The sequence below is a fragment of the Pseudomonas sp. NFX71 genome (assembly GCF_048079215.1).
Classification (GTDB): domain Bacteria; phylum Pseudomonadota; class Gammaproteobacteria; order Pseudomonadales; family Pseudomonadaceae; genus Aquipseudomonas; species Aquipseudomonas fluorescens_B.
The window spans coordinates 1,335,104-1,361,094 of the sequence record NZ_CP182230.1 but is presented as its reverse complement, the minus strand read 5'-3'; the positions used below and the strand labels follow the sequence as shown (position 1 = coordinate 1,361,094).

General features: G+C 60.2%; 22 protein-coding genes. 12 read left to right on the top strand and 10 right to left on the bottom strand.

The annotated features are described in order from the left end of the window. Window positions 1-25 precede the first annotated feature (25 nt). From bioB to ACM1ZW_RS06275, 10 genes are all read left to right on the top strand, one after another. Window positions 26-1,081 carry a biotin synthase BioB gene (gene bioB / locus ACM1ZW_RS06320; protein WP_416740319.1) on the top strand — a complete coding sequence of 352 codons (1,056 nt, stop codon included), beginning with the start codon at window positions 26-28 and terminating at the stop codon, window positions 1,079-1,081. Window positions 1,082-1,250: 169 nt separating this feature from the next. Continuing rightward, window positions 1,251-2,429 carry an 8-amino-7-oxononanoate synthase gene (bioF, locus tag ACM1ZW_RS06315; RefSeq protein WP_416740318.1) on the top strand — a complete coding sequence of 393 codons (1,179 nt, stop codon included), beginning with the start codon at window positions 1,251-1,253 and terminating at the stop codon, window positions 2,427-2,429. Further along, window positions 2,422-3,153, top strand: a complete 732-nt coding sequence (locus ACM1ZW_RS06310; protein WP_017341151.1) for an alpha/beta fold hydrolase — start codon at window positions 2,422-2,424, stop codon at window positions 3,151-3,153. Before bioF ends, ACM1ZW_RS06310 begins: the two co-directional genes overlap by 8 nt. After that, a complete protein-coding gene (gene bioC / locus ACM1ZW_RS06305; RefSeq protein ID WP_414880213.1) occupies window positions 3,146-3,970 on the top strand; it encodes a malonyl-ACP O-methyltransferase BioC in 825 nt (274 codons plus the stop codon). The genes ACM1ZW_RS06310 and bioC overlap by 8 nt, the downstream gene beginning before the upstream one ends. After that, on the top strand, window positions 3,967-4,647 hold the full coding sequence (gene bioD, locus ACM1ZW_RS06300; protein ID WP_017341149.1) for a dethiobiotin synthase: 681 nt from the start codon (window positions 3,967-3,969) through the stop codon (window positions 4,645-4,647). The genes bioC and bioD overlap by 4 nt, the downstream gene beginning before the upstream one ends. A gap of 120 nt (window positions 4,648-4,767) precedes the next feature. Beyond that, window positions 4,768-5,064, top strand: coding sequence for a pyrroloquinoline quinone biosynthesis protein PqqE (locus ACM1ZW_RS06295; RefSeq protein ID WP_416740317.1), 297 nt, complete (start codon window positions 4,768-4,770; stop codon window positions 5,062-5,064). 277 nt (window positions 5,065-5,341) lie between these two features. Further along, a complete protein-coding gene (locus ACM1ZW_RS06290) occupies window positions 5,342-7,147 on the top strand; it encodes a phenylacyl-CoA dehydrogenase (RefSeq protein ID WP_017341147.1) in 1,806 nt (601 codons plus the stop codon). A gap of 277 nt (window positions 7,148-7,424) precedes the next feature. Further along, the gene (locus tag ACM1ZW_RS06285) at window positions 7,425-8,714 is read left to right on the top strand and encodes a GGDEF domain-containing protein (protein WP_017341146.1); all 1,290 of its coding nucleotides are present in this window, start codon (window positions 7,425-7,427) and stop codon (window positions 8,712-8,714) included. 90 nt (window positions 8,715-8,804) lie between these two features. Then, a complete protein-coding gene (locus tag ACM1ZW_RS06280; RefSeq protein WP_416740316.1) occupies window positions 8,805-10,601 on the top strand; it encodes an acyl-CoA dehydrogenase C-terminal domain-containing protein in 1,797 nt (598 codons plus the stop codon). Between the two features lie 175 nt (window positions 10,602-10,776). Further along, window positions 10,777-12,555, top strand: coding sequence for an acyl-CoA dehydrogenase C-terminal domain-containing protein (locus ACM1ZW_RS06275; RefSeq protein WP_017341144.1), 1,779 nt, complete (start codon window positions 10,777-10,779; stop codon window positions 12,553-12,555). A gap of 227 nt (window positions 12,556-12,782) precedes the next feature. Here the strand turns inward: ACM1ZW_RS06275 and ACM1ZW_RS06270 are convergent, their stop codons facing one another. Continuing rightward, a complete protein-coding gene (locus ACM1ZW_RS06270; RefSeq protein ID WP_017341143.1) occupies window positions 12,783-13,703 on the bottom strand; it encodes a LysR family transcriptional regulator in 921 nt (306 codons plus the stop codon). A gap of 169 nt (window positions 13,704-13,872) precedes the next feature. On the opposite strand from ACM1ZW_RS06270, the gene ACM1ZW_RS06265 reads away from it, so the two are divergent. Both ACM1ZW_RS06265 and ACM1ZW_RS06260 read left to right on the top strand, forming a co-directional pair. After that, complete coding sequence (locus ACM1ZW_RS06265) at window positions 13,873-15,156, top strand: aspartate aminotransferase family protein (protein WP_416740315.1); 1,284 nt, start codon at window positions 13,873-13,875, stop codon at window positions 15,154-15,156. Between the two features lie 207 nt (window positions 15,157-15,363). After that, window positions 15,364-15,522 (top strand): YqaE/Pmp3 family membrane protein, encoded by a 159-nt coding sequence (locus tag ACM1ZW_RS06260; protein WP_007904205.1) that lies wholly within the window; start codon window positions 15,364-15,366, stop codon window positions 15,520-15,522. A 104-nt stretch (window positions 15,523-15,626) separates the two neighbouring features. Here the strand turns inward: ACM1ZW_RS06260 and ACM1ZW_RS06255 are convergent, their stop codons facing one another. The 9 genes from ACM1ZW_RS06255 to ACM1ZW_RS06215 form a co-directional block, all read right to left on the bottom strand. After that, on the bottom strand, window positions 15,627-17,453 hold the full coding sequence (locus ACM1ZW_RS06255; protein WP_416740314.1) for a S9 family peptidase: 1,827 nt from the start codon (window positions 17,451-17,453) through the stop codon (window positions 15,627-15,629). Further along, entirely contained in the window at window positions 17,419-18,594 is a 1,176-nt protein-coding gene (gene pqqE / locus ACM1ZW_RS06250) for a pyrroloquinoline quinone biosynthesis protein PqqE (protein ID WP_416740313.1), read from the bottom strand. The genes ACM1ZW_RS06255 and pqqE overlap by 35 nt, the downstream gene beginning before the upstream one ends. Then, window positions 18,566-18,841 (bottom strand): pyrroloquinoline quinone biosynthesis peptide chaperone PqqD, encoded by a 276-nt coding sequence (gene pqqD / locus ACM1ZW_RS06245; RefSeq protein ID WP_008024193.1) that lies wholly within the window; start codon window positions 18,839-18,841, stop codon window positions 18,566-18,568. The genes pqqE and pqqD overlap by 29 nt, the downstream gene beginning before the upstream one ends. Then, complete coding sequence (gene pqqC / locus ACM1ZW_RS06240; RefSeq protein WP_017341139.1) at window positions 18,838-19,590, bottom strand: pyrroloquinoline-quinone synthase PqqC; 753 nt, start codon at window positions 19,588-19,590, stop codon at window positions 18,838-18,840. The genes pqqD and pqqC overlap by 4 nt, the downstream gene beginning before the upstream one ends. A 139-nt stretch (window positions 19,591-19,729) precedes the next feature. After that, window positions 19,730-20,641: a pyrroloquinoline quinone biosynthesis protein PqqB gene (pqqB, locus tag ACM1ZW_RS06235; RefSeq protein ID WP_017341138.1), complete on the bottom strand. Its 912-nt coding sequence runs from the start codon at window positions 20,639-20,641 to the stop codon at window positions 19,730-19,732. Window positions 20,642-20,714: 73 nt separating this feature from the next. Then, complete coding sequence (gene pqqA / locus ACM1ZW_RS06230) at window positions 20,715-20,789, bottom strand: pyrroloquinoline quinone precursor peptide PqqA (protein ID WP_009045898.1); 75 nt, start codon at window positions 20,787-20,789, stop codon at window positions 20,715-20,717. A gap of 155 nt (window positions 20,790-20,944) precedes the next feature. Beyond that, window positions 20,945-23,371 (bottom strand): pyrroloquinoline quinone biosynthesis protein PqqF, encoded by a 2,427-nt coding sequence (gene pqqF / locus ACM1ZW_RS06225; RefSeq protein ID WP_416740312.1) that lies wholly within the window; start codon window positions 23,369-23,371, stop codon window positions 20,945-20,947. A 48-nt stretch (window positions 23,372-23,419) separates the two neighbouring features. Beyond that, complete coding sequence (locus tag ACM1ZW_RS06220; RefSeq protein ID WP_414880221.1) at window positions 23,420-24,214, bottom strand: carbon-nitrogen hydrolase family protein; 795 nt, start codon at window positions 24,212-24,214, stop codon at window positions 23,420-23,422. Window positions 24,215-24,226: 12 nt separating this feature from the next. Next, window positions 24,227-25,909 carry a flavin monoamine oxidase family protein gene (locus tag ACM1ZW_RS06215; RefSeq protein ID WP_414884032.1) on the bottom strand — a complete coding sequence of 561 codons (1,683 nt, stop codon included), beginning with the start codon at window positions 25,907-25,909 and terminating at the stop codon, window positions 24,227-24,229. Window positions 25,910-25,991: the final 82 nt, after the last annotated feature.

Here is a 25,991-nt window from a genome sequence, read left to right as displayed (position 1 = left end):
GCCAAGCATAATCAAGGAAACGCCCATGAGCGCCAGCACCTCTGCAACTCTGCGTCATGACTGGTCTTTGGCCGAAGTCAAAGCACTCTTCGTTCAGCCATTCAACGACCTGCTGTTCCAGGCGCAGACCGTGCACCGCGCGCATTTCGACGCCAACCGGGTACAAGTTTCGACGCTGCTGTCGATCAAGACCGGCGCCTGCCCGGAAGATTGCAAATATTGTCCGCAGTCCGGTCACTACAACACCGGCCTGGAAAAAGAAAAACTGATGGAAGTGCAGAAGGTCCTCGAAGAGGCCGCTCGCGCCAAGTCCATCGGTTCGACCCGTTTCTGCATGGGCGCGGCGTGGAAACACCCGTCGGCCAAAGACATGCCGTACGTGCTGGAGATGGTCAAGGGCGTGAAAGCCATGGGCCTGGAAACCTGCATGACCCTCGGCCGTCTGGATCAGGACCAGACCGAAGCGCTGGCCAAGGCCGGCCTCGACTACTACAACCACAACCTCGATACCTCACCGGATTTCTACACCAGCATCATCACCACCCGCACTTACAGCGAGCGCCTGCAAACCCTGGCTTACGTTCGTGACTCGGGGATGAAGATCTGCTCCGGTGGCATCCTCGGCATGGGCGAAACCCTCGATGACCGCGCCAACTTGCTGATCCAGCTGGCCAATTTGCCGGAGCACCCGGAATCGGTGCCGATCAACATGCTGGTGAAAGTCGCCGGTACGCCGCTGGAAAACGCCGAAGACATCGACCCGTTCGATTTCATCCGCATGCTCGCCGTCGCGCGCATCCTGATGCCGCAATCCCACGTGCGCCTGTCCGCTGGCCGCGAAGCCATGAACGAGCAGATGCAGGCCCTGGCGTTCTTCGCCGGTGCGAACTCGATTTTCTATGGCGATAAACTGCTGACCACCGCCAACCCCCAGGCCGACAAGGACATGCAACTGTTCTCGCGCCTGGGCATCCTGCCGGAAGCGCGTGAAGAGCATGCGGACGAAGTGCATCAGGCGGCCATCGAGCAGGCGCTAGTGGAGCAGAAGAGTAGCGAGATGTTTTACAACGCTGCTGTTTGAGGCTTCACCGAAACCTTTTGAAAGAATGCAACAACCTGTGGGAGCGGGCTTGCCCGCGATAGCGATTCATCAGTCGACATCTATGTTGAATCGGATGCCATCATCGCGGGCAAGCCCGCTCCCACAGGTTCTGCGATACAACATCTGACTTCCTAATCGCGAGGCCTGCATGTCGTTCGATCTCGCCGCACGCCTTGCTGCCCGTCGTGCCGAAAATCTCTACCGCCAACGCCCATTGCTCCAAAGCCCTCAAGGCCCGGAAGTGGTGGTCGATGGCCAGCCGTTGCTGGCGTTCTGCAACAACGATTACCTGGGCCTGGCCAATCACCCGCAAGTGATCGAAGCCTGGCGCGTCGGGGCGTCCCGTTGGGGTGTCGGCGGCGGTGCTTCGCACTTGGTCATTGGCCACAGCACGCCACATCATGAGTTGGAAGAAGCGTTGGCTGACTTGACTGGCCGCCCGCGTGCGTTGCTGTTCACCACCGGTTACATGGCCAACCTCGGCGCGGTGACCGCGCTGGTGGGGCAGGGCGATACGGTGCTTGAAGACCGCCTCAATCACGCCTCGTTGCTCGATGCCGGCCTGTTGTCCGGCGCGCGTTTCAATCGTTATCTGCACAACGACGCCGCGAGCCTGGCCAGTCGTCTCGAGAAAGCCACCGGCAACACGCTGGTGGTCACCGACGGCGTGTTCAGCATGGACGGCGACATCGCCGACCTGCCAGCACTGGCCCGGGAAGCGAAGGCCAAAGGCGCGTGGCTGATGGTCGATGATGCCCACGGTTTTGGCCCGCTGGGCGCCAACGGTGGCGGGATCGTCGAGCATTTCGGCCTGAGCCAGGAAGACGTGCCGGTGCTGGTGGGCACCCTCGGCAAAGCGTTCGGCACCGCAGGCGCTTTTGTTGCCGGCAGCGAAGAACTGATCGAGAGTTTGATCCAGTTCGCTCGTCCGTACATTTACACCACCAGCCAACCGCCTGCCCTGGCCTGCGCAACGCTGAAAAGCCTGGAACTGCTGCGCACCGAGCATTGGCGTCGTGAACATCTGAACGTCCTGATTCGTCAGTTCCGGCAAGGCGCCGAGCAGATCGGCCTGGAGCTTATGGACAGCTTCACGCCGATCCAGCCGATCATGATCGGCGACGCCGGGCGTGCGGTGCGTCTGTCGCAAATGCTGCGCGAACGCGGATTGATGGTGACCGCGATCCGCCCACCGACCGTGCCCGCCGGCAGCGCCCGACTGCGTGTGACCCTGACCGCCGCGCACAGCGAAGCGCAGGTACAGCTATTGTTAAAGGGACTGGCCGATTGTTTTGCACAACTGGGACCGGAGCCAAGCCATGCGTGATCGTCTGATTCTGCTACCTGGCTGGGGGCTCGGGATTTCACCGATGGAGCCGTTGGCCGCTGCGTTGCAAGGGCTGGACGAACATCTGCGCGTCGAGATCGAGCCACTGCCGGAGCTGGAATCCAGCGACCTTGAAGAATGGCTTGATGAACTGGATTCGACAATCCCGCAAGACGCCTGGCTTGGCGGTTGGTCCCTCGGCGGCATGCTCGCTGCCGAGTTGGCGGCCCGACGCGGCGATCGTTGCTGCGGCTTGCTGACCCTGGCGAGCAATCCTTCGTTTGTCGCCCATGAGCAATGGCCGAGCGCCATGCCCGGTGAGACCTTCGACGCGTTTCTGGCCGGATGCAGCGCCGATCCGCGCATGACGCTGAAGCGCTTTTCGCTGCTCTGCGCTCAAGGCGCCGAAGACCCGCGCGGATTGTCGCGGCTTTTGCTCGGTGGCGCGCCCCACACCTCTGCTTCTGTATTGATGAACGGCCTGGAGCTGCTTGCGCAACTGGATACCCGTCAGGCTTTGCAAGCATTCCGCGGCCCGCAACTGCATTTGTTCGCCGGTCTCGACGGGCTGGTGCCGGCCGAGGCCGCAGGGGATTTGCTGGCGCTGTTGCCGGATGTCGAAATCGGCCTGATTGAACAGGCCAGCCACGCATTTCTTCTGGAGGACCCGCACGGAGTGGCGGGTGCGATCCAGGCCTTTTTGCATGAGTCCGGTGATGACTGATTTATCCCTCCCGCTTCCCCTTCCAAAGCAGCCCGGCGACTTGCCGGACAAACGCCAGGTGGCGGCGTCCTTTTCCCGGGCGGCGGCCAGCTATGACAGCGTTGCCGAATTGCAGCGTGATGTCGGCAGCCAGCTGTTGAGCCGTTTGCCGGCCGATTTTGTGCCCGGTCGGTGGCTCGATCTTGGGTGTGGCACCGGGTATTTCAGTCGTGTACTGAGTGAGCGTTTCCCTGCCAGTCACGGCGTGGCACTGGACATCGCCGAAGGTATGCTCAATCACGCGCGCCCGTTGGGTGGGGCCACGCATTTCATCGCCGGCGATGCGGAACGACTGCCCTTGCAGGATTCGACCTGCGATCTGATCTTCTCCAGCCTGGCGGTACAGTGGTGCGCGGACTTCGCTTCGGTGCTCAGTGAAGCCCATCGGGTGCTGAAACCGGGTGGAAAGATTGCATTTGCTAGTCTTTGCGTGGGAACACTGTCAGAGCTGCGTGACAGTTGGAGGCGCGTGGATGGCATGGTGCACGTCAACCGCTTCCGGGAGTTCGGGGCTTATCAACAGCTGTGCGCGGCCAGCGGCTTGAAGGTCGCGAGTCTGCAAACCCGTCCTCATGTGCTGCATTATCCGGATGTGCGCAGCCTGACCCACGAACTCAAGGCGCTGGGTGCGCACAACCTGAATCCCGGGCGGCCGGGCGGTTTGACCGGCAGGGCGCGGATTCTCGGCCTGGTCGAGGCTTATGAGCAGTTTCGTCAGGCCGAAGGACTGCCGGCGACTTATCAAGTGGTGTATGCCGTTTTGGAGAAACCCTTATGAGCGCAGCTTATTTCATCACCGGTACTGACACCGATGTCGGCAAGACCACTGTGGCGGCGGGTTTGCTGCATGCCGCGCGGTCGGCGGGCCTGAGTACGGCGGCGGGGAAACCGGTTGCTTCGGGATGCGACGTGACGCCCAAGGGGTTGCGCAACGCCGATGCGTTGGCGTTGCTGGCGGAATGCTCGGTGCCGCTGACGTATGCACAGGTCAACCCGGTGGCGTTCGAACCGGCCATCGCACCGCATCTGGCGGCGCGCGAGGCGGGTGTGGCGTTGACGGTGCAATCCTTGTTGGCACCGATGCAGAAGATTCTGGAAATGCGGGCGGATTTCACCCTGATCGAAGGCGCTGGTGGGTGGCGCGTGCCGTTGGCGGATCAGGACAACCTGTCGGACCTGGCCAGGGCGCTGGATCTGCCGGTGATACTGGTGGTCGGCGTGCGATTGGGGTGCATCAACCACGCGTTGCTGACAGCCGAGGCGATCGCGCAGGACGGTTTACAGCTGGCGGGTTGGGTGGCCAACATCATCGATGCCAAGACAGCGCGCCTTGAAGAAAACCTTGCCACACTTGCCGAGCGTATCCCTGCACCGTGTCTGGGGCGAGTGCCGAAACTCAAGCTGGTGACAGCGGAGGCGGTGGCGGAACACCTTCAGCTGGATTTGCTGGACTGAGGTTTCATGCAATGGTTTTGCCTATGACAAGGCACTGTGCCATTAGTGTTTTTGTCGGGTGTTTTGCACGTGCGTCTGTTTCAATGGCCGCTGTTGATCCTTCGTAGGACGAGTTCTCCCATGGAAATCTCAGGAAATACCGCTTTTTATGCCGGTCTGAGCACTATTCAGACAGGGCAGAACCGTGTCGATCAGGCTTCCGGGCAAATCGCCAACACTACAATCGAACGCTCGGTGACCAGTCAATCCTCCGAGGCTCAGGTCAATCGCCTGCGTTCGGTCGATCGCAGTCAAGAGTCTGACCTCGCCAGCAACATGGTCGAGATGGCGCAGGGCAAGTTTCAGGTCGAGGCGGGCGTGGCAGTCGCCAAGGCTTCCGATGAAATGCTCGGTACGTTGATCGATACCTTCGCCTGATCACCCGCTGAATAAGCCTGTCCAACGCCGCGACCTTTCGCGGCGTTTTTGTGCGTAAGTCCTTCTCCCCTAACTAAACTTTCAAATACGGCGTGTTGCTTGGGCAACGGCGCGTGGTTGCTGTGCGCCCGGGATTTGCGCAGAGCGATGACGAACGGCAAAAGATCGATGCTTGACAAGATTTGGGCGTAAACGTATGTTTCAAACAACTGTTTGACCGTCACAACAAATAACCACGGTCGTTCATTCCCGGTTACATCAGCAGAGGTTTATCGCTATGCCTGACTACAAGGCCCCCTTGCGTGATATTCGCTTCGTTCGTGACGAACTGCTCGGCTACGAAGCGCACTATCAGAGCCTTCCGGCTTGTGCAGACGCAACTCCGGACATGGTTGACGCCATTCTCGAAGAAGGCGCCAAGTTTTGTGAGCAGGTGCTGGCTCCGCTGAACCGCGTGGGTGACACCGAAGGCTGCACTTGGAGCGAGTCCGGTGTTAAAACCCCGACTGGTTTCAAAGAGGCCTACAAACAATTCGTCGAAGGCGGCTGGCCGAGCCTGGCCCACGACGTAGAGCACGGCGGCCAGGGCCTGCCAGAGTCTCTGGGTCTGGCTGTCAGCGAAATGGTCGGCGAAGCCAACTGGTCGTGGGGCATGTACCCAGGCCTGTCGCACGGCGCGATGAACACCATCTCCGAGCACGGCACGCCTGAGCAACAACACGCCTACCTGACCAAACTGGTATCTGGCGAATGGACCGGCACCATGTGCCTGACCGAACCGCATTGCGGCACCGACCTGGGCATGCTGCGCACCAAGGCCGAACCTCAGGCCGACGGTTCCTACAAAGTCTCCGGCACCAAGATCTTCATCTCGGCCGGCGAACACGACATGGCCGATAACATTGTCCACATCGTGCTGGCCCGCCTGCCGGATGCACCGGCTGGCACCAAAGGCATTTCGCTGTTCATCGTGCCGAAGTTCCTGCCCAACGAAGACGGCTCGATCGGTGCGCGTAACGCCGTATCCTGTGGTTCCCTGGAACACAAAATGGGCATCCACGGCAACGCCACTTGCGTGATGAACTTCGACGCGGCCACCGGTTTCCTGATCGGCCCGGCGAACAAAGGCCTGAACTGCATGTTCACCTTCATGAACACCGCACGTCTGGGCACCGCGCTGCAAGGTCTGGCCCACGCCGAGATCGGCTTCCAGGGCGGCCTGAAATACGCTCGCGATCGTCTGCAAATGCGCTCCCTGACTGGCCCGAAAGCGCCGGAAAAAGCCGCTGACCCGATCATCGTGCACCCTGACGTACGCCGCATGCTGTTGACCATGAAAGCGTTCGCCGAAGGCAACCGCGCAATGGTTTACTTCACCGCCAAGCAAGTCGACATCGTCAAGTACGGTGTGGACGAAGAAGAGAAGAAGAAAGCCGACGCGCTGCTGGCGTTCATGACGCCAATCGCCAAAGCCTTCATGACCGAAGTCGGTTTCGAATCCGCCAACCACGGCGTGCAAATCTACGGCGGCCACGGCTTCATCGCCGAGTGGGGCATGGAGCAGAACGTTCGCGACAGCCGCATTTCGATGCTGTACGAAGGCACCACCGGCATCCAGGCACTCGACCTGCTGGGCCGTAAAGTGCTGATGACTCAAGGCGAGGCCCTGAAAGGCTTCACCAAGATCGTCCACAAGTTCTGCCAGACCAACGAAGGCAACGAAGCCGTTCAGGAATTCGTCACACCGCTGGCTGCAATCAACAAGGAATGGGGCGAGCTGACCATGAAGGTCGGTATGGCGGCCATGAAAGACCGCGAAGAAGTCGGCGCGGCCTCCGTGGACTACCTGATGTACTCCGGTTACGCCTGCCTGGCTTACTTCTGGGCAGACATGGCGCGTCTGGCAGCCGAGAAACTGGCGGCCGGCACCAGCGAAACGGCGTTCTACACCGCCAAGCTGCAGACCGCGCGCTTCTACTTCCAGCGCATCCTGCCGCGTACCCGCACGCACGTTGCAACCATGCTGTCGGGCGCCAACAACCTGATGGACATGAAAGAAGAAGACTTCGCACTGGGCTACTAAGCCTTAACGCGCCCTTCTAAAAAAAACCGCTGCTCCTTCGGGAGTGGCGGTTTTTTTTTGAAATCGGCTCGGGTGGAAAAAGAACCGTGGTCGAGGCCGTTTCCCTGTCTTTTACACGACCCTTGATGGGGGAACCGCGCATGACTGGGTGCCCGGATAGAAGTCATTAACGCGGCGTCAAAAAAACCTTATCAAATCACTCAGAAAATCAGGGGTACTGCCGTTAAAGTAGTGGGCACAATGCCATCTATAGACATGACGGGTCGGAGCTTTACCCTTGCCGCGTTCTTCCGCTGTACGTTTCAGCCATTTCCTACCGTCACTTCTGCTGTTGATTGCGGGGTTGGCGGCTGCCTATGTCAAGGATCTGAACGTCTTCTTCACGTCGCTGTTCAACGTCTTGCCGACCCTCGTTTTGTTGCTCGGCGGCGCTTACTGCGCGGTTTATCGACGTCAGCGCGAACTGTTCCTGATGGTCACGGTGTACATCGCCTACTACCTGCTTGATACCCAGACCGACTATTACCGCGACAACGGTAAGGTGCGCGAAGACGCGGCTGTGGTTTTTCACCTGTGTTGTTTACTGCTTCCGCTGCTGTTTGGTGTGTTCGCGGCGTGGCAGGAACGCACCCATCTGTTCCAGGACATGGTCGCCCGTTTCGCGGTGTTGCTGGCCGTTGGCAGTGTGGCGCTGGGACTGGAACAAAGTTACCCGCAGGCGTTGCTGATGTGGCTGTCGGAAATCCGCTGGCCCGCGCTGCATGGTGCCTGGATGAGCCTGATCCAGCTGTCCTACCCGGTATTCATCGCCTCGTTCCTGCTGCTGAGCTGGCAATACTGGCGTAATCCGAGACCCTTGCACGCGGCACAACTGGTGGGTTTGCTCGGGTTGTTCTGGGCGTTACCGAAAACCTTCATCCTGCCGTTCACCCTGAACATCATGTGCAGCCAGGTAATGTTGATGATTGCCGCGGCGGTTGCCCATGAAGCCTATCAAATGGCTTTTCGCGATGAGCTCACCGGTCTGCCCGGGCGTCGCGCCTTGAACGAGCGCATGCAGCGCCTGGGGCGCAATTACGTACTGGCCATGAGCGACGTCGACCACTTCAAGAAATTCAACGACACCCACGGCCACGATGTCGGTGATCAGGTGCTGCGCCTGGTGGCCAGCAAGTTGTCGAAAATCGGCGGTGGAGGTAGGGCTTATCGCTATGGCGGTGAGGAATTTGCACTGGTGTTTGCGGGCAAGACACTCGAGGAGTGCATGCCGCACCTGGAAGTCATCCGCGAATCGATCGAGACCTACAACATTCAACTGCGTAACCAGGACAGTCGTCCTCAAGACGATCAGCAGGGGCGTCAGCGTCGTTCCGGTTCCGCGGCCACGAGTGTGTCGGTCACCGTCAGCATCGGCGTCGCCGAGCGGGTGGATCAACGTAACCCCGAAAAAGTGCTCAAGTCTGCCGATGAGGCGCTCTACGCTGCTAAAGGTGCCGGACGAAACTGCGTGGTGGCTTACGGGCAAAACCGTCGTGGCGCGGTGCGCATGGACGCTGCTGCGGGTTGAGTGATGATGGCGCATTCAGCGTCTGGACTGTGATTGTGAGGCGTGTCCGGCGGCAGTAGGTTTAAGGAATCTGCTGCCGGAGAAATGACCATGCCCGAGTACAAAGCTCCTCTGCGCGACATGCGCTTTCTGATCGACCACGTCTTCGATTTTCACAGCAACTACGAGGCGCTGGGTGCCACCGAGGCCAGCCCGGACATGGTCAATGCGATCCTCGAAGAAGGTGCGAAATTCTGCGAGAACGTGCTGGCACCGCTCAATCGCAGCGGCGACGAAGAAGGCTGCCATTTTGACAATGGCGTGGTGACAACGCCTGCAGGCTTCAAGCAAGCCTTCGCGCAATACGTGGACGGTGGCTGGCATGGTCTGGCGGCTGATCCCGCTTACGGCGGCCAAGGCTTGCCGAGTTCTCTGGGGCTGGTCATCAGCGAGATGGTCGGGTCCAGCAACACCTCTTGGGGGATGTACCCGGGCCTGACGCACGGCGCGATGTCGGCGATCCATGCTCACGGCACCGAGGAACAAAAGCAGACCTACCTGAGCAAACTCACCGCTGGCCAATGGACCGGCACCATGTGCCTGACCGAAGCCCATTGCGGCACCGACCTGGGCATCATCAAGACCCGCGCCGTGCCTGCAGCGGACGGCAGCTACGCGATCTCCGGCAGCAAGATCTTCATTTCCGCCGGCGAACACGACATGAGTGACAACATCATTCACCTGGTGCTGGCGAAACTGCCGGATGCTCCTGCAGGAACCAAGGGCATTTCGTTGTTCATCGTTCCCAAATTCCTACCCAATGCAGAAGGCGAAGCAGGAGAGCGCAACGGCGTTTCCTGCGGCTCGATCGAGCACAAGATGGGCATCAAGGCTTCGGCCACCTGCGTGCTGAACTTCGACGAGGCCAAGGGCTTCCTGATCGGTGAACCGAACAAGGGCCTGAACTGCATGTTCACCATGATGAACCATGCGCGCCTTGGCACCGGGATGCAGGGTTTGTGTCTGGGCGAAGCGAGCTTCCAGGGCGCGATCAAGTACGCCAACGATCGTCTGCAGATGCGCTCGCTGACCGGTCCGAAAGCGCCGGAAAAAGTCGCCGACCCGATCATCGTTCACCCTGATGTGCGCCGGATGTTGCTGACCATGAAAGCCTTCAACGAAGGCAATCGTGCGTTGACGTACTTCACCGCGCAATTGCTGGACGCTGCGCACCTGAGCCCGGATGAAACCGCGCGGCAGGACGCCGAAGACCTGTTGGCCTTCCTGACGCCGATCTGCAAAGCCTTCATGACCGACACCGGGCTGGAAGTGACCAACCTCGGCATGCAAGTATTTGGCGGTCACGGGTTCATTCGTGAGTGGGGCATGGAGCAACTGGTTCGCGATTGCCGGATCGCACCGATCTACGAAGGCACCAACGGCATTCAGGCGCTGGATTTACTGGGGCGCAAAGTGCTCGGCAGTCAAGGCAAGCTGCTGCGCGGCTTTACCAAAATCGTCCACAGGTTTTGCGCGGCGAACGCCGGGCATCCGCAACTGGCCAGTTATGTGGCGCAACTCAATGGGTTGAATCAGCAGTGGGGCGAGCTGACCACCCAGGTCGGCATGGCTGCGATGAAGAATCCGGACGAAGTGGGCGCCGCGTCAGTGGATTACCTGATGTACAGCGGTTACATCATCCTTGGCTATTTGTGGCTGCGCATGGCTCTGGTGGCTCAGTCACAACTGGATGCGGGCAGCGGCGATGCCGATTACTGCCGGGCCAAACTGGCGACCAGCGAGTTTTACTTCAAGCGCTTGCTCCCGCGCACCGCCGCTCATCGCGCGGCCATTGAAGCGGGTAGCGATTGCCTGATGAAGCTGCCGGCGGAGTTGTTTGCGCTGTAGTTATTCAGTCACGCTTGACGGAAGCCCGCCTCGTGCGGGCTTTTTTGTTGATGACTAAAAATTACAAAATGGTCACTAGCTGACCCTATGTGTCGCAAAAGTTGTTGGGTTACACTCGGACCCCACGAAAACATTCTTCCTACGAATCACCTGTAAAGATCCTGCGAGGTTTGCCATGGCTGACTACAAAGCGCCCCTGCGCGATATGCGCTTCGTCCTCAATGAAGTTTTCGAGGTCGCCAAACTCTGGGCCGAGTTGCCTGCGCTGGCCGAGACCGTCGATGCGGAAACCGTTGAAGCCATTCTTGAAGAAGCCGGCAAGGTCACCAGCAAAAGCATCGCGCCCCTGAGTCGTTCGGCTGATGAAGAAGGTTGCCATTGGGCGGACGGTGCTGTCACCACGCCGGCAGGTTTCCCACAGGCTTATCAGACTTATGCCGAAGGCGGTTGGGTGGGCGTCGGTGGCGATCCGACCTACGGCGGCATGGGCATGCCCAAGGCGGTTTCGGCTCAGGTCGAAGAAATGGTCAACTCCGCGAGCCTGTCCTTCGGTCTGTACCCGATGCTGACTGCCGGCGCCTGCCTGTCGATCAACGCGCACGCCAGCGAAGAACTGAAAGCCGCGTACCTGCCGAACATGTACGCCGGCGTCTGGGCCGGTTCGATGTGCCTGACCGAGCCGCACGCCGGCACTGACCTGGGGATCATCCGCACCAAGGCCGAACCTCAGGCCGACGGTTCCTACAAAGTCAGCGGCACCAAGATTTTCATCACCGGCGGCGAACACGACCTGACCGAGAACATCATCCATCTGGTGCTGGCCAAGTTACCGGATGCGCCAGCGGGGCCGAAAGGCATTTCGCTGTTCCTGGTGCCGAAGTTCATGGTCAATGCCGATGGCAGCCTGGGTGCACGCAACCCGGCGACCTGCGGTTCGATCGAACACAAGATGGGCATTCAGGCGTCCGCAACCTGCGTGATGAACTTCGACGAAGCCGTGGGCTATCTTGTCGGCGAGCCGAACAAAGGCCTGGCGGCGATGTTCACCATGATGAACTACGAACGTCTGGGCGTCGGCATTCAGGGCCTGGCCTCTGGCGAGCGCTCTTACCAGAACGCCATCGAATACGCCCGCGACCGTCTGCAAAGCCGCTCGCCGACGGGCGCGCAGAACAAGGACAAAGTGGCGGACCCGATCATTGTCCACCCGGACGTGCGTCGCATGCTGCTGACCATGAAAGCCTCGAACGAAGGCGGCCGTGCATTCTCGACGTACGTGGCCATGCAACTGGACACCGCCAAGTTCAGCGAAGACGCCACCACCCGCAAACGCGCGGAAGACCTGGTGGCGCTGCTGACCCCGGTGGCCAAGGCGTTCCTGACGGACCTCGGTCTGGAGACCACCATTCACGGCCAGCAGGTGTTCGGCGGCCACGGTTACATTCGTGAATGGGGCCAGGAGCAACTGGTCCGCGACGTGCGCATCACCCAGATCTACGAAGGCACCAACGGCATTCAGGCGCTGGACTTGGTCGGACGCAAAATCGTCGGCAGCGGCGGGGCGTTCTACAACCTGTTTGCCGACGAGATCCGTCATTTCACCGCGACGGCCAGCGCTGACCTGGCCGAGTTCACCAAGCCGCTGAACGATGCCGTGACCACCCTCGACGAATTGACCGCATGGTTGCTGGACCGGGCAAAAAACAACCCGAACGAAATCGGCGCGGCCTCGGTCGAGTACCTGCAAACCTTCGGTTATGTGGCCTACGCCTACATGTGGGCACTGATGGCCAAGGCGGCCTCGGGCAAAGAAGCGCAGGACGATTTCTACGCGAGCAAGCTGGGTACCGCGCGGTTCTATTTCGCACGCCTGCTGCCGCGTATTCACTCGTTGAGCGCGTCGGTGAAGGCCGGGAGCGAATCGTTGTTCCTGCTGGACGCAGCGCAGTTCTGACAATGTGACGTCATGTAAGTATTTGCTTACATGACGTGCTGCTTTTCTCCCATAGATACAGATTGGATCCACAGCTAATCTACTTCTCATGGACGTCGCGCAGGAAGCGCAAAGCAACAACACGGACACGTAGGATTCTGCCAGGACGGCGGAGTGAAATGGATGTCAGGGAAACAGTCTGCAAAGCCCCGCTTCGGCGGGGTTTTCTTTTGTCCGCAGAAAAGTAGTCAGCTCAACCCATCCAGGGTTGCCGAGCGCTCATCCGGTCCATTCATCACCTCTTCCAGCAAGGTTCGCAATAAGGCCAGCGAGGCTTGTTGCCGCTGCACATCCCGACACACCAACCCGACTTTCAGTGGCACCCGCGGTTCAGTCAGCGGTTTCCAGAGCAGTTCGTGGTTGTCGAGCGCTTTCTGCGAGCGCCCCGGAAGCACGGTCGCGAGCCGGGTATGGGGCAGACTGTCGAGAATCCCCGCCATATTGTTCAGTTCCGCCTGCACCTGCGGGCGCCGCCCCAGGTTGGCCAGTTGCGTCTGCCAGATCTGTCGCACCTGAAACTCTTCACCCAGCAGCAACATCGGCAACTCGGCAGCCTGACTCATGGAGACTTTCTTGAATTCGCGCAACGGGTGATCCGCCGGGATGACGAGCGTCAGTTCATCTTCGTACAGCATCACGCCGTGCAACCCTGGCTGTCGGGGCGGCAGGTAACTGATGCCGATGTCCAGAGCGCCGTTGAGCAGCCGCCGCTCGATCTCCAACCCGGTCAGTTCATAGATTTGCACCACCAGGTGCGGCTGCGCCTTGCGCAGGCGTTCGAGCATTTGCGGCACGAGACTGGTGTGGACGGTTTGCAACACGCCAATGGCCAGCGTGCGCAGCGCTTGTCCCTTGAAATTGCCCAGCGCTTCACGTGCCCGTTGCAAACCATCCAGCAAGGGCAAGGCGTGGTTGTACAACGTGTGGGCGGCCAGGGTAGGCAGCAGGCGTTTACTGCTGCGCTCGAACAGACTGACATCAAGGTTTTGTTCGAGGTGGCGGATCTGTTGGGACAGGGCAGGCTGAGAGATCGAGAGTCGCTCGGCGGCCCGGCCGACATGGCCCTCTTCGTAGACCGCGACGAAATAACGCAGTTGTTTGAAATCCATAAGATTTGCTTATCGAAAATACTGGGAAATCGAAATGGCTCACGGCCTTGTCTGAGCCTAGTCTAACCGCATTCACAAGGCTTACAGGGCCATAGAGCGCGATGAATATCGTTTACGCCGAGGTTGTTTGCATAGGTAAGGCAAAAAATCTCAACCGAGGTTTTTTCCGATGAACTTGTTCAATTTACGGCGAAGCGCTCCCAGCCTTGATGATCTGGCCGCGGACAGTTTCCTGCCGGCCAGCAGTGACAATCTTTCCAGCGAGTACCTGATGCCCAGTGTCGAGCGGCCGAAACAGATTTTTGTGCGCGGCCAGGGCTCCTGGTTGTGGGACAGCGATGACCGTGCCTATCTGGATTTTTCACAGGGTGGCGGGGCCAATAGCCTCGGACATAGCCCTTCTGTACTGGTCAATGCGATTACGGCGCAGGCTCAGTCACTGATCAATCCCGGTTTCGGCCTGCATAACCGCGGCATGCTCAACCTCGCCGAGCGGCTCTGCATGAGCACCGGCAGTGATCAGGCGTACCTGCTCAACAGTGGCAGCGAAGCCTGTGAAGCGGCGATCAAGCTGGCGCGCAAATGGGGTCAGCGTTATCGCGGTGGTGCTTCGCGGATCATCGTGGCCAGGCAGGGATGCCATGGCCGTAGTCTCGGAACGATTCCAGCGTCGGACAGTTCCACGCTGACCAACCGCTTCGAACCGCAACTCCCCGGCTTCAGCCACGTGCCGTTCAACGATCTTGCAGCCTTGAATGCAGCGGTTGATGCACGGACCGTGGCAATCATGCTCGAACCGATTCAGAGCGAAGCCGGGGTGATCCCCGCCACCGAGCTTTACCTCGAGGGTGTCGAACGCCTGTGTCGTGAGCTCGGCATTCTGTTGATCTTCGACGAAGTGCAGACCGGTGTCGGTCGCCTCGGGACATTGCTCGCGGAACAACGCTACGGTGTGCGGGCAGATATCGTTGTCCTTGGCAAAGGGCTGGGCGGGGGTGTGCCTCTGGCGGCGCTGCTGGCTCGAGGCAGGGCCTGCTGTTTCGATGTCGGCGAGCTGACGGGCACCCATCATGGCAACGCGCTGATGACCGCTGCGGGTCTGGCTGTACTCGATAACGTGCAGGACAAGGGTTTTCTCGAGCATGTCCGGGAAACCGGCCAGCACTTGCGCGAAGGCCTGGCGCGTCTGGCTCATCGCTATGGTCATGGCGAACTGCGCGGTCAGGGATTGCTCTGGGGTCTTACGCTGTCCGACGATTCGGCTGCCGCCGTCGTCAAAGCAGCGCTGTACGAGGGCTTGTTGCTCGACGCCCCACAAGCCGACTGCCTGCGCTTCACCCCGGCGCTCACGGTCAGCAAGGCCAATGTCGACGAAATGCTCCTGCGCCTGGCCCGCGCCTTTTCCCGGGTGCGTACCGCACAACTGCAATGCCGCAAAGGGATTGCCGTCTGATCACAACCGCCCTACACGAATTCCCGAACCGTCTCGCGGTATAACGCATCGCCCCACGTCTGATTCTTTTGACGTGGGGCGTTTTTTTGTTCGCAGATTCATTTGGGTATCGGTATTCAGCCAGTATTCGCACTGAACCCTGACGAACGGTGTTGGTCGATTAGCAGTAAGGCTCACATGAGCCCTCTTCAAATCAGGAGCTGCCCCATGGATTTCATTCGCATCATCATCGCCATTCTATTGCCGCCACTGGGTGTGTTTCTGCAGGTCGGTTTCGCCGGCGCGTTCTGGCTGAATATTCTGCTGACGTTGTGCGGTTACATTCCTGGGATCGTGCATGCGGTCTACATCATCGCCAAACGTTGAGTTTCACGGTGTCAGATAGATCGCTTTCGCCGGCAAGCCAGCTCCCGCGGGGATTTCACCGATCCTGGAGGCGGCGGCTTGCCGGCGATTGAAGCGACGCGGTTTCAGCTTTCCAGCGCCATCACCCGCCGATAAAACAACCATTCCTGTTCCAGCGCGTGGGCCTGATTGCCGGCCTTGCGGAAGCCGTGACGTTCGTCTGCGTAATAATGTGCTTCAACCAGAATGCCGTTTTGCTGCAGCGCCTCGACCATGTCGCGGGTCTGTTGCGGCACGACCACGGCGTCCAGTTCGCCCTGAAAGAAAATCACTGGCACGCTGATGTTGCTCGCATGCTGCAATGGCGTGCGCGCGGCGTAGCGCTCGGCATCCTGTTCAGGATCACCAATCAGCCAATCCAGATAATCGCCTTCAAACTTGTGGGTCGCGCGGCCCAGTGCAACGGGATCGCTGACGCCGTAGAGGCTGGCGCCCGCGCGGAAGACCTGCTGAAACGCCAACGCGCACAGCGTGGTATAGCCGCCGGCACTGCCACCGCGAACAAACGCCTGGTCGCCGTCGATCAGTCCGCGCACGGCGAGATGGCCGACCACCGCGCAGGCGTCCTCCACATCCACCTCACCCCAACTCAAATGCAGCGCCTGGCGGTAAGCGCGGCCGTAGCCGCTGCTGCCACGGTAGTTGAGGTCGGCCACGGCGAAGCCGCGTTGCGTCCAGTACTGAATGCGCGGATCGAGCATCGGGTAGCACGCCGATGTCGGGCCCCCGTGGATGAACACCACCAGCGGCGGCTTTGTGTCGCCAGTCATCGCCGGGTAGAAAAAACCGTGAGCCTCGCCTGAACCGCTCGGGTAGCGCAGGGTTTGCGGGACGCTGATTTGCCCGGCGGGCAACGGTGCCATTCCCCCGGCCAACACCTTGACCTGTCGGGTTTTTCGGTCGATGGCGATCACGGCGGACGAACTGACTGGCGAGGCAGCGATGCAGTAGATGAATTGGTCATCCAGTGCGAGGTGTCGGAAACGGCTGTAGTCCCCGGTGAAATCTTCTGTAGTGTCACCACCAATGCCCAGTCGGCCGAATCCGTCTTCGGTCCAACTGGCCAGATAGCTGTTTTCACTCAAGGGCAGCCAGGTGCAACCACCCAACTGCCAAGGCGCGGGCCCATGATCAGCCGCAGCGCTGGGCAGCGGACGCAAAGCATTGGAAGACTCGACCCACGGCTGCCAGTAGCCGCCACGATCCGTCAGACAAAACAGGCGACCACTGTCGTCGAAGCGCGGCTGTTGCAACGACTCCTGAACACCATCGCCCGCCAGGCAACGTGCCTGAGCGAAACGGCTGTCGTCCTGGCGGTCGGCAACCATCAGGCGAGTTGCGGTCCATGGCTGGTCCGGGCGACTCCACTCGACCCAGGCCAACCGTTGAGCGTCAGGGCTCAACGTCGGCGCGGCATAAAAGTCCGCACCTTCGACCAGCAGGTGACGCGCGCCGTCCGCCAGATCGATGGCCACCAGACGATGCCGGTCTCGATGCTCTTCAACCGCCAGCACCTGCCCGTGCGCAAACTGCAGGTCGCCATAGCGGCATTCGCCAGATGTCAGCACTTCGGGCGTTTCGCCTGCCAGCGATTGGCGGTACAGCTGCTGATCCGCCTCGTTGACGAAAACCACCCCGTCATCTGTCAGGCAAAACGCCCCACCGCCATATTCGTACACCCGACTGCGCACACTAAAACCCGCTGGCGTCAGGCAATGTGCCTGACCATCCCGCCAATGCCAGATGCGGCAAGCGGCGTCCTCGGGGCGGTATTCATTCCAGAACAGGCCATGCCGGCCAACCTGCAATTCGGCAAAGTCGACCCCGGCAGCGACCGCTTTGGCAGCGCTGAAAGGTTCAGCTTTTGGCGATGATTCGTGAGTTTCGTTCATTGCGAAAGGCCAGTTGTTCGATGGTCTGGGTCGCGTGCTCGGCTTCTTCGCGGGCCTTGAGAATCACGCCGTGATGTTCCGATTTGCTGCATACCGGGTCGGCATTGCTCGCGTCACCCGTGAGCATGAATGCCTGGCAGCGGCAGCCGCCGAAATCCTTTTCTTTCTCATCGCAGGAGCGGCACGGCTCGGGCATCCAGTCGTAGCCGCGAAAGCGGTTGAAGCCGAATGAGTCGTACCAGATGTGCTGCATGCTGTGGTCACGCACGTTGGGAAACTGCACCGGCATCTGTCGGGCGCCATGACAGGGCAGGGCGGTTCCGTCCGGGGTCACTGTCAGAAAAATACTGCCCCAGCCATTCATACAGGCTTTCGGGCGTTCTTCGTAGTAGTCCGGCGTGACGAAAATCAGCTTGCACGGATGCTCTTCGGCTTCGAGTCTGGCGCGGTATTCGTTGGTGATGCGTTCGGCGCGGACCAGTTGTTCCTTGGTCGGCAACAGTCCGACCCGATTGAGCTGCGCCCAACCGTAAAACTGGCAAGTGGCGAGTTCGACGAAGTCCGCCTCAAGGGCAATGCACAGCTCGATGATCCGGTCGATCTTGTCGATGTTGTGCCGGTGAGTGACGAAATTCAGCACCATCGGATAGCCGTGAGCCTTTACTGCGCGAGCCATTTCCAGCTTCTGCGCGAAGGCCTTTTTCGAGCCGGCCAGTAAGTTGTTCACTTGCTCGTCACTGGCCTGGAAGCTGATCTGGATGTGGTCCAGACCGGCTTTCTTGAAGTCGCTGATTTTCTGCTCGGTGAGGCCGATGCCGGAGGTGATCAGGTTGGTGTAGAAACCCAACTTGCGCGCTTCGGCAATCAGCTCGGCGAGGTCCTGGCGCACCAGCGGTTCGCCGCCAGAAAAGCCCAGCTGCGCGGCGCCCATTTCCCGCGCTTCGCGGAACACCTTGATCCACTGCTCGGTGCTCAGCTCTTTGCCCTGCTCGGCGAAGTCCAGCGGATTGGAGCAGTAGGGACATTGCAGCGGGCAGCGATAGGTCAGCTCGGCCAGCAGCCACAGCGGCAGACCGATTTCCGGTTTGGGCGGTAACTTGTCCGACACGGAATCAGGCAAGTTCGATCCAGTGCTGAGCACGGGCGACCTCCATGAACTGCTCGATGTCATCACCGAGCTCCGGCACGCCGGGGAACTGCGCGTCCAGTTCGGCGATGATCGCCGCGACATCGCGTTCGCCGTCGATCAAACCACCGATCAGCGCGGCGCTTTCATTGAGTTTGATCATGCCTTCCGGGTAGAGCAGCACATGGCCTTTCTGCGCCGGTTCGTACTGAAAGCGGTAGCCGGGACGCCAGGTCGGGGTCTTGCTGCGATCGAAACTCATAAGGTGATTCCTTTGTGCCAGACCCGTTGCTCGGTCACGCTGTGATACGGCGGGCGTTTCAGTTCGTAGGCCATGCTCATGGCATCGAGCATGCTCCAAAGTATGTCCAGTTTGAACTGGAGAATTTCCAGCATGCGCTCCTGGCCTTCTCGCGTCGTGTAGTGCTGCAACGTGATCGCCAGACCATGTTCCACATCGCGCCGCGCCTGGCCCAGTCGGGTGCGGAAATACTCATAGCCGGCCGGGTCGATCCACGGGTAATGCTGCGGCCAGCTGTCGAGACGCGATTGGTGGATCTGCGGCGCGAACAGCTCGGTCAGCGAACTGCTGGCGGCTTCCTGCCAACTGGCCCGGCGGGCGAAGTTGACGTAGGCGTCCACGGCAAAACGTACGCCGGGCAGCACCAGTTCCTGGGAGCGCAGTTGGTCCGGGTCGAGGCCGACGGCTTGACCCAGACGCAGCCAGGCTTCGATGCCGCCGTCTTCACCGGGGGCGCCATCATGGTCCAGCAGACGTTGAATCCACTCGCGACGGATCTCGCGGTCCGGGCAATTGGCCAGGATGGCGGCGTCCTTCAGGGGGATGTTCACCTGATAGTAAAACCGGTTGGCAACCCAACCCTGGATCTGCTCGCGGGTCGCCCGACCTTCATACATCGCCACGTGGTACGGGTGATGGATGTGGTAGTAGGCGCCCTTGGCGCGCAGGGCCGCTTCGAATTCGGTGGGGGACAGTGGGGTGTCAGTCATTTCGGTTCTCCGGGGAAGACCGGTGGATTCTTTAGTGTCTGGACCGGCCTCATCGCCAGCAGGCCGGCTCCCACAGTTGATCGCATTCCCCTGTGGGAGCCAGCCTGCTGGCGATAGACCGCGCAGCGGTCTCGATGCCCTACAACACAATACTCATGCCGTCATACGCCACTTCAACATCGCGCCGAACCAGCTCGGCACGCTCCGGCGAATCCTCATCGAGGATCGGGTTGGTATTGTTGATATGGATAAGCACCTTGCGCTGCCTGGGCAGTTTTTCCAGCACTTCCAGCATGCCGCCGGGGCCGTTTTGCGCCAGGTGACCCATTTCCCGGCCAGTTCGGGTGCCGACGCCACGGCGCTGCATTTCGTCATCGTCCCACATCGTGCCGTCCACCAGCAGGCAGTCGCTGCCGGCCATGATCTCCAGCAGCGGTGCGTCGACCTTGCCCAGGCCCGGCGCGTAGAACAGCTTGCCGCCGGTGTTCAGGTCTTCGACGATCAGTCCGATGTTGTCGCCCGGATGCGGGTCGAAGCGGTGCGGCGAGTAAGGCGGCGCAGCGCTGCGCAGTGGCAACGGGGTGAAGCGCAGACTCGGGCACGCCGGGATGGTGAAGCTGCAGTCGAGTTCGATGCGGTTCCAGTTCAGCCCGCCGTTCCAGTGGGTCAGCATGGTGAACAGCGGGAAACCGGTGCTCAGGTCTTCATGGACCATGTCCGTGCACCAGACGTTGTGCGGGCAACCCTCGCGCAGGCTGAGCAGGCCGGTGGTGTGATCAATCTGGCTGTCCATCAGGATGATCGCGCTGATGCCGGTATCGCGCAGGGCGCGCCCCGGTTGCATCGGGGTGAAACTCTGGAGCTGGGCACGGATGTCCGGCGAGGCATTGCACAGTACCCAGTTCACGCCATCATCAGAAATCGCGATGGACGACTGGGTCCGCGCCTTGGCGTTCAGGCTCCCGTCGCGAAAACCCGCGCAGTTCACGCAGTTGCAGTTCCACTGCGGGAAACCGCCGCCGGCGGCGGAACCTAGAATCTGGACAAACATGGCCGCTCCATCAATTTCAACGCTGAAAATAAAAACGCCTCGGCAAACCGAGGCGCTGAACTGCAAGACAAACTTAGCGGCTTGCGAAGTACATGGTGACTTCAAAGCCGATACGCAGGTCGGTGTAAGCAGGTTTGGACCAGGACATGGGAGCGCTCCTTCAGGTGATGGGACAGTTGAGATCTATACATATAGTCCACCTCCAGCCGGAGATGTTCAGATAGTTAGGTGGCTATGTTACTCAAAATTACAGAGCGAAAGGCCTGCATTCTCGGAAAAAGCTAATTGCACCAGCGGTAATGATCATTTCGTCACTTGCCAAGGCGCTTCCGGTTCCGAACTGCTGGCCAGGCAGCGCCAGCCACCCTCGGCGTTGTTCAGTCGATGGGCGGCGGCGATCAGCGCGGGGCGGTCGGTGGCCAGAATCGACAAGGTCAGCTGCGTCAGGTAATCCGACGAGCGGCCTGCCAGCTTGCCTTGCCAGAGCAGTTCGGCAGCCTGGGCCAAGGGTAAGGCCGCGATGTCGAATTGATCGGCCAACGCCTGGCGCTGGGCGATGAAAGCCGCCTCGTCGATCCCCTCGACCAACCCGGGCAGGTCGCTCAGGAAGCACTCCATGTGTTCCAGCAACTTCAATGGCGAGGTGCCGGGCGACTGCACGCCAAGCAGGATTCCGGTCTGCCCATGGATCTGACGCAGTGCGCTGAACACCGCGTAACCCAATTGCAGCTCCACGCGCAGGCGCTGATAGATCGGCGTCTGACAGACAAGCGCCAACAAACGCCAGGCGGCTTCATCGCCGATGTCCTGGGTAGCTGTCGGACAGAACAGCAACAACGCGTGTTCGCTGGAGTCGCTGTCGAGCGTTGTCCAGAGGCGCTGTGAGTTGATCGAGATCGGCGTGGACGGTTGGGTGTCCGCAACGCCTGGCACCCGGCTCAGGGCCAGGCCCATTGCTGCTTGAGTGGGTGCTGAAAGGCCTGTCGCCAGACCTTCCCAGCGCGCACTTGACCATAACTGCTGCAGGTCTTCAGAGACACCGCTGTGATCAACGAGAAGATTGGGCAACGCCTTGAGCAGTTGTTTGATCGGGATCAGCGCAGGGCTTCTCGATTCTTCCTGTGAGAAATCGCTGGCAGGTTGTGTCAGCTCTTTCAGTGCATGTTCGAGAACGCTCGGCATCGGTTCCTGCAGTCCGGTCACCTTCAGCAGCCATTCGTTGCCCGACGCGCTGAAGGAAAAATCGACACCTGCCTGGCGTGCATCCTCGCGCAGTGGCTGCAGGTTGTTTTCCAGGCGCTGCTGAAGGCGGGGATGAGGTTCGGCCTCGAGCCGCCAGCGCAAATAAATGGCGCCTTCCGCGGTGTTATCCGGCAAGGCCTGGCTGAACTGCATGGGAGAATGTTCACGACGGCTGCGTGAACGGTCCTGGGCGAATGTGCGCAAGCCACGGTGCTTGCTGGTTTGCCCGCGAATCAACCCGGCGTTTTGGGGCGGCGCTTCGGTGCGCAAGAATGGATTCGGTGTTGGCAGTTGCCATTCGCCGCTGAAGTTATCCACAGCGCCGATTTTCTTCAGGATGCTCTTGAGCGCTGCAACGCCGTGCTCGGACAGGCTGGTTTCCAACTGTTCGCTGTCGAGTCGGGCGAGTTGCAGCGCGCCGCTGACGAGTTGCTGACGCTGAATCACGACCGCGTACTCTTCACGCAGAGCGGCCCAGTCTTGCTGCGAGGCAAAAAAGCCCAGCCAATCCAGCAGCTTCTCGTGCAGGACGCTCGCCGGCGCGGTTGTTGTGAGTTCAACGTGCAGCACGGCTTGTCCGGCAAATTGGTACAGCGGCTCGGCGTTCAAGTGCTCAGCCAAACCACGTGCGCGCAATTCGGCCAGCAGCCCGCCGGGCTTCGAAGCGTTCAAACAATGGCACAGAAACGCCAAGGCTTCGGTCGATGAAGTGGGCAGCGATTCGAAGGTAAACAGCAGATCAAGCCTGCGCTCGTTCACCTGTTGATAACTTGCCTCCGAAGATTCCATCAGCGGCACAGGAGCCTGTTGCGGGACGACTGCTCCCACGGGAATCGCCGCGCCGAAACTCAGCGCCATTTGCTTGAGCTCTTCGATACTTTGCGGGCCGGCCAGGCTCAGCGTCATCTGCCCGGTCTGATAAAACCGTTGATGGAAATCTTTCAACGCATTCTGAAATTCTGGCTTCGGCACCGGCAGGCTGTCGCGGTTGCCGGCATGAAAGCCGCGCAACGGATGAGTCGGTGAAAGTCCATCGAACAGCGCCTGGCGCTGTTGCGCCGTCGCGTCCTGCGACCAGGCGACAAACTCTGCCTGCAACACTTCCCGCTCCCGCTGCTGATCCTCCGGATTCATGCGCGGATGAGCGAGCATGTCCGACAGACGTTCCAGCCCACCGCTAAACGCCTGTGGCGGCAGTTCGAAAAAGAAGTCCGTGGTGCGCTCGCTGGTCCGTGCATTCACCTGCCCGCCGTGACCTTGCACGTAGGCCATCAGGCCTTGTTCCGCAGGAAAACGCGCGGTACCGAGAAACAACAGATGTTCAAGAAAATGCGCCAGGCCGGGCCAAGCCAGCGGCACGTCGTGACTGCCTGCAGCAACCCGTAACGCGGCCGCACAACGCTTCAGATTCGGGGCATGACGCAGCGTCACCCGCAGACCGTTGGCCAGGGTTTCAGTGTGAGGGCGAGGGGGATTCAGCGCAGGCATGAGCACTTCCAGAACAGGGAAGCGCTAATGCTAGCGGATAACGGTCGATCAGCGCTTGTTAAGCTCGCCGTAAAGCTCCGGGCGGCGATCGAGGAAGTAGCGGTTGGCGGCGCGGGAATCGACCATCAACTGACGATCCAGCTCACCGACAATCAGCGCTTCATCAAGGCCCGCCTGAGCGATGCGGCTGCCATCCGGTGCGGCGATGCTGCTTTGGCCGCAGTAGTGGATGTCGCCTTCGTTTCCGCAGTAATTGGCATACGCCACGTAACACTGGTTTTCGAAGGCGCGGGCGCGCACGGTGACGTCGGCGACGAAGTCGTAAGGAATCATGTTCGCTGTCGGTACCAGAATCAGCTCGGCGCCGGCCAGGGCCAGCCGCCGCGCATTTTCCGGAAACTCAACGTCGTAGCAGATCAGGAAACCCAGCTTCCAGCCGTTGAGCTCCACCAGCGGAAAATCACCCTGCCCGGCGCTGAACATCGAGTGATCGAGGTCGCCGTACAGGTGAGTCTTGCGGTAGTTGCACAGGCGCTCGCCGTTGGCGTCGATCAATTGCACGGCGTTGTAGATCTGCCCGTCCGCAGTGCGCTCGGGATAGCCGTACAAAATGGCAATCCCTGCCGTTTTGGCAATGCGCGCGATCTGCTGTGCCGACTCACCGTTGTGCACCTCCGCCAGGACGCTGACGGCATCGACGCCGATGTTGTAACCGGTCAAAAACATCTCCGGCAGCACCAGCAAGTCGGCACCTTTGGCCTCCAGCGCCAGTTGATGCAGGCGTTGCAGGTTGCCGGCGACGTCCAGGGGCAGCGGCGGACATTGGTAAAGGGCTACGCGCATTTGGAACTCCTTTTACTCGGGCAGGGCGATCGGACCGATCTCGTTGAACACATCTCCTGGACCCGGGTTCTCGGCGTGAGTTTCACCGCCGAAGTGTTTCATGATGCCCCACACCGCATTGAGCGAGGTCTGCACCGCGCCTTCGACCCACGCCGGCGTCCACGAAACGTCGTCGCCAGCGATGAAAATCCCGCGTTGTTCGGCCGGCATGTCGTCCTGCATGAAGTGAGCATACATGCGCTGGTTGTAGCGATAGTGGCCGGGCAGTGCGCCTTTGAAAGCCCCGAGGAAATGCGGGTCGGCTTCCCACGATACGGTGATCGGATCGCCGATGATTCGCGCCGCAATATCGACTTTCGGGTAGATCTTTTTCAGCGCGTTCAAGGCCAGTTCGACGCGTTTTTCCACCGGGTGCGGCAGCATTTTCAGCGCGTCACTCATCCACGAGTACGACAGGCAGATTACCCCGGGCTTGTCGTCACCGTTGTCGAACAGGTAAGTGCCACGGGTCAGGCGATCGGTGAGGGTCATGCTCATCAGGTCGCGACCTGTTTCCGGATCCTTGTCCTTCCAGAACGGGCGGTCAACCATCACGAAGGTTTTCGACGACTGCATGTAGCGGGTGCGGTCGAGGGCCATCCACATCTTTTGCGAGAACAGGGTTTCGTCGCATTCGATCTGCGTGGTCAGCAGCCAGCTCTGGCAGGTGGTCAGTACTGCGGCGTACTCGCGGGTGTCGCCGTTGTTATCGGTGACCGCAAAACGACCGTCCGGGGCGTGAGCGATTTTTTTAACCCCGGAGCGTGGCGCGCCTCGGTGCAGCGACTTGAGGCTGGTGCCTGCGGGCCAGTGCACGCAACGCTCCGGCACATGGCGCCAGATGCCTTGCGGCACTTGTTCGACGCCGCCGACGACCAGATGTTGGTGATCGTCGCAGTTGGTCATCACGACGCGGAAGATTTCCAGCATCGAGTTCGGGAAGTCCGAGTCCCAGCCGCCGGTGCCGAAACCGACCTGGCCGAACACTTCGCGGTGATGGAACGAGAGCTTGGCGAAGGCTTCCGAGGTGGCGACAAAGTCGTAGAACGTGCGGTCGTCCCACAGCGGGACCAGGGTGTTCCAGAGCTCTTTGAGGCGCGGCACGTCACGTTCGCGGATCGCTTGCTGGATATCGGAGAACTGCGAGCCGGCTTCCAGGGCGTCGGCCCAGGCGTCAGCCACTTCCTGGAACAATGCAGGAAGATCGGCCAGCTTCTGTGCGTAGTGGGTTTTGCCTTCCAGGTCGATCACGGTGCTGCCAGAGGCCGGCGTCAGCGGATTGGGAAAGGGTTTGGTCTCGAGACCGAGCTTGTCGACATAGTGGTAAAACGCCGTGGACGACACCGGGAAGCGCATGCCGCCCAGTTCGGCGACGATGCCATCGGTCCCGTTGAACGCCTGGGAACGCAGGCGGCCGCCCAATTTAGAGGCTTCGTAGACGACGGGCTTGAGGCCCAGTTTCATCAGTTCATAGGCAGCGACCAATCCGGCAATGCCTGCGCCGACAATCGCCACTTCGGCGCCGTGGTTGTGCTCGGGAATACTGCCGAGGCCGGCCGGGTGCTCGATCCAGTCGTCGAAGCCAAATGGAAAGTCCGGACCGAAAATGGTGACTGGTTTCTTACCGTCTGCAGGATGGCGATTGTTCTTGTTCATGGCTGACCTTGCTGGCGACCGGACGCGGGATGCGCGTCTGAGTATAGGAAAAGATGGCAGCCATTCTAGAGAGCGTAGAACA

What these genes read in the sequence shown, in the direction of transcription:
- pqqF (WP_416740312.1), bottom strand. Translation starts at nt 23,371, where the DNA reads ATGCCTGCGCTGAATCCCCCTCGCCCTCACACTGAAACCCTGGCCAAC.
- pqqD (WP_008024193.1), bottom strand. Translation starts at nt 18,841, where the DNA reads ATGAGTTTCGATCGCAGCAAGACCCCGACCTGGCGTCCCGGCTACCGC.
- ACM1ZW_RS06220 (WP_414880221.1), bottom strand. Translation starts at nt 24,214, where the DNA reads ATGCGCGTAGCCCTTTACCAATGTCCGCCGCTGCCCCTGGACGTCGCC.
- bioC (WP_414880213.1), top strand. Translation starts at nt 3,146, where the DNA reads ATGACTGATTTATCCCTCCCGCTTCCCCTTCCAAAGCAGCCCGGCGAC.
- ACM1ZW_RS06275 (WP_017341144.1), top strand. Translation starts at nt 10,777, where the DNA reads ATGGCTGACTACAAAGCGCCCCTGCGCGATATGCGCTTCGTCCTCAAT.
- ACM1ZW_RS06280 (WP_416740316.1), top strand. Translation starts at nt 8,805, where the DNA reads ATGCCCGAGTACAAAGCTCCTCTGCGCGACATGCGCTTTCTGATCGAC.
- ACM1ZW_RS06295 (WP_416740317.1), top strand. Translation starts at nt 4,768, where the DNA reads ATGGAAATCTCAGGAAATACCGCTTTTTATGCCGGTCTGAGCACTATT.
- bioB (WP_416740319.1), top strand. Translation starts at nt 26, where the DNA reads ATGAGCGCCAGCACCTCTGCAACTCTGCGTCATGACTGGTCTTTGGCC.
- bioD (WP_017341149.1), top strand. Translation starts at nt 3,967, where the DNA reads ATGAGCGCAGCTTATTTCATCACCGGTACTGACACCGATGTCGGCAAG.
- ACM1ZW_RS06270 (WP_017341143.1), bottom strand. Translation starts at nt 13,703, where the DNA reads ATGGATTTCAAACAACTGCGTTATTTCGTCGCGGTCTACGAAGAGGGC.
- ACM1ZW_RS06265 (WP_416740315.1), top strand. Translation starts at nt 13,873, where the DNA reads ATGAACTTGTTCAATTTACGGCGAAGCGCTCCCAGCCTTGATGATCTG.
- pqqB (WP_017341138.1), bottom strand. Translation starts at nt 20,641, where the DNA reads ATGTTTGTCCAGATTCTAGGTTCCGCCGCCGGCGGCGGTTTCCCGCAG.
- ACM1ZW_RS06310 (WP_017341151.1), top strand. Translation starts at nt 2,422, where the DNA reads ATGCGTGATCGTCTGATTCTGCTACCTGGCTGGGGGCTCGGGATTTCA.
- bioF (WP_416740318.1), top strand. Translation starts at nt 1,251, where the DNA reads ATGTCGTTCGATCTCGCCGCACGCCTTGCTGCCCGTCGTGCCGAAAAT.
- ACM1ZW_RS06215 (WP_414884032.1), bottom strand. Translation starts at nt 25,909, where the DNA reads ATGAACAAGAACAATCGCCATCCTGCAGACGGTAAGAAACCAGTCACC.
- ACM1ZW_RS06255 (WP_416740314.1), bottom strand. Translation starts at nt 17,453, where the DNA reads ATGAACGAAACTCACGAATCATCGCCAAAAGCTGAACCTTTCAGCGCT.
- pqqC (WP_017341139.1), bottom strand. Translation starts at nt 19,590, where the DNA reads ATGACTGACACCCCACTGTCCCCCACCGAATTCGAAGCGGCCCTGCGC.
- ACM1ZW_RS06260 (WP_007904205.1), top strand. Translation starts at nt 15,364, where the DNA reads ATGGATTTCATTCGCATCATCATCGCCATTCTATTGCCGCCACTGGGT.
- ACM1ZW_RS06290 (WP_017341147.1), top strand. Translation starts at nt 5,342, where the DNA reads ATGCCTGACTACAAGGCCCCCTTGCGTGATATTCGCTTCGTTCGTGAC.